This window comes from Acetobacter pomorum, assembly GCF_002738225.1.
Lineage (GTDB): Bacteria > Pseudomonadota > Alphaproteobacteria > Acetobacterales > Acetobacteraceae > Acetobacter > Acetobacter pomorum.
The window spans coordinates 1-2882 of the sequence record NZ_PEBQ01000186.1 but is presented as its reverse complement, the minus strand read 5'-3'; the positions used below and the strand labels follow the sequence as shown (position 1 = coordinate 2882).

At 46.3% G+C, this 2882-nt stretch carries 2 protein-coding genes and 1 pseudogene; 2 read left to right on the top strand and 1 reads right to left on the bottom strand.

The features are described 5' to 3' along the window. Positions 1-52: 52 nt before the first annotated feature. Together CSR02_RS14870 and hchA are read left to right on the top strand one after the other, a co-directional pair. The gene (locus CSR02_RS14870) at positions 53-244 is read left to right on the top strand and encodes a helix-turn-helix transcriptional regulator (RefSeq protein ID WP_244177043.1); all 192 of its coding nucleotides are present in this window, start codon (positions 53-55) and stop codon (positions 242-244) included. A 508-nt stretch (positions 245-752) separates the two neighbouring features. Next, positions 753-1622 (top strand): glyoxalase III HchA, encoded by an 870-nt coding sequence (gene hchA / locus CSR02_RS14865; RefSeq protein ID WP_099542203.1) that lies wholly within the window; start codon positions 753-755, stop codon positions 1620-1622. 131 nt (positions 1623-1753) lie between these two features. Here the strand turns inward: hchA and CSR02_RS14860 are convergent. Continuing rightward, positions 1754-2090, bottom strand: a pseudogene (locus CSR02_RS14860) (MFS transporter); the annotation flags it as partial. Positions 2091-2882 lie beyond the last annotated feature (792 nt).

The window sequence follows — 2882 nt, the reverse complement described above, 5'->3', positions numbered from 1 at the left end:
GACGTATAGGAAGTCCTGAACAACCAGAAAATGATCCAAAATTACTCCATCTGTGAGATTTCCGCGTCAAGCAAAAATATCATGCCTACTTACAGAGGGGTTATCCATAAAAGAGGCTGCTTTAAAAATGGGAATATCAGAAGGCACAGCCCGTCAAATGGTAAAAGAAATATTCGCAAGACTAGAAATAAATAGTCAAAATAAGCTAATATCATTCGTTAAAAGCGTAAACTTTATTTGTTAAATATTTTGAAAATTTGGGATACTAAAGAACCGTTTATTGAAGATGCTATGTCCTGATTTTGGGCTCAACAGCGCATTATACTTTGGTTTCCTACGCAACGGTGCTTATCCGCACATTACCCAAGTTAAACGGATTCATAATACATTGGAAAACCATAATTATCCTTATCTTCTGGTTTGCGACAGTTTGTCGAAGTTTCTAATTGGGGAAATACTAGCTTCCATGCCAGCCTAGCCCCAAAAAAGTATCCGTAATCACGTCAGAGCCACTTTTTACGTAAACCATCCGCTCCTTGCTGCATTTGGCGAGGAAAACCGAATGGTGGCTATCGGCAAGTCACATGAATACCCTGCACGATGGTCCAATATTGAGGGATTTCCCCTTATTCATCTCTTCCACGAAGCAACATATGGTTCTCTGCATACCTCGCCGCACTTTCTGATTGAGGATACTTCGAGATATGACCATAACCGGTCACTCACGACAGACTGACAGCAGGAGAATACTCATGAGCAATAAACAGCAAAGCCGCGCGCCAGTGCCTGATCGGGCAGAGAACAATGCCTTCTTCCCATCGGAATATTCTCTGACCCAATATACGTCTTCAAAAACCAATTTTGACGGTACCACCTATCCCAAACCTTACACAGGCGGAAAGTGGAAAATTCTGATGATTGGCACGCAGGAGAGATATCTGATGATGAAAGGCGGCGAGTTCTTTTCGACCGGCAATCATCCGGTCGAAATGCTTCTGCCTATGTATCATTTGGATGCAGCGGGATTTGAAATCGATATTGCGACCATCTCCGGCGATCCAGTCAAGTTTGAATGGTGGGCCTTTCCGCATGAAGATGAGGCCGTTAAGTCCATCTACAAGAAATATGAAAAGCAGCTCAAAACACCAAAGAAACTTGCTGATATAATAGGAGAAGGGCTTACCGCTGAAACGCCGTATCTTGGCGTGTTTATTCCGGGCGGTCACGGCATTCTCAATGGTGTGCCATTCAGCAAACAGGTTGGCACTATCCTGCGTTGGGCACAGACCAACGAGCGCTTCACGATCTCGCTCTGTCATGGACCTGCCAGCCTGCTGGCGACTGCGGTTGATGGTGGTACGTTCGCATATGAAGGCTATGAGATGTGTGTTTTTCCAGACAGTCTGGATACCGGAGCCAATATTGAAATCGGCTACATCCCGGGTCCGATGACGTGGCTTGTCGGTGAAAATCTCCGGAAATACAATGTGAAAATCGTTAACACGGATATTACCGGTCAGGTGCACCGTGATCGCCACCTGCTGACGGGCGATAGCCCATTGGCATCGAACAGTCTTGGCAAGCTGGCGGCTGAAGCCTTGCTTGAGGCTGCCAACAAATAAAACCGGCTACACGGTCGCAGGCAGGTTCCATCGCTTGCGACCAAGGGATTCTGCAGCATACTCCAGATATACCTACATAGCAGTAAGGTTTGGATATTCGGCATGGAACACTGTTATGATTTATTGGGAAGACCATAGGATGTGTTGATGCAGCAATAGATGACACCAAGCACGATATAGACTGCTCCAGTCCACACAACTTCCCCATAGAGCAGGGCCAGAAAGCTTAGAGAACCCGTTATACCAAAGGGAATGGGAGCGGATCAGCCCGCCGATACGATCAACAATATAGCCGATGGCCGGGTCGCAGAAAGCATCCACAACACGGACCACCAAAGGCGAGCTATAGATATCTGTATAATAATACATCAGATAGGATGACGTCATGCCCCATGTCATGTTGGAGGCAGCATCACCATAGCCGTAGGCCATTTTTTCTTTTACGAAAAGCGCCTGCCCTTTTTCCATTATCCTGCTTTCCTGAAATTTTAGGCCACGCTGAACATTATCATAGGGTTATCAGGCGACAAGCAGAGCCAGATACCGTCAATCCAGTATCAGTTACCAAGTCCGCTTCAAGGAATAATACCGCGGTGTCTTTTTGTTTCAGATGCATTTAGCAGACCAACGATTAAGCGGACAAACGTTGAGGAAGTTTGTAGAAGAGTAACTAATGCTGGCCCGCGAAAACCGGTAAAATCTTAAAATCTATTATGCTAAATGGCAGTTTTGAAGGTGTATCGCGTCTGCCATCTACACTCCCAACTGACAAATCGAACGGTTGACTGGTTGTATCCCCCATAAACTGGCAGAAAAACTGAACCAGAAGAACTCGGTCTTCTGCTAGAAAAGTATATGTCCGACCGATGTTATTGCTTGCCCACTTCAGCCCAGTTTACGCTAGATCGCCGTTCCCGCCTCGTCCTACCTCGATCAGCACGAAGCGCCACTTCATCCGCAATACACGAAATACGCCTCTTTATTACCTAATATTGGCCGGGCCAAACAAACTCAGATTAAAAGGTGCTCACCATAACTCTGGTATCATGCTGCAACGAGCACGGAGCGCCACTTTGGGCTGGTAGCCGCCTCAAGCATCTTTCATGCAAATGTCAGCTTTCTGACTATTCCTTCTCAACATCTGACCTTCTGTTTATCCCTACTTACGGACATTAATACTTACAGTATGTGGCTACGGCGTGTCGTCAGTTAAGCAGGATGATGATTGAGGCGAACTGCACGGCTGCGAGGAAGGTCGAT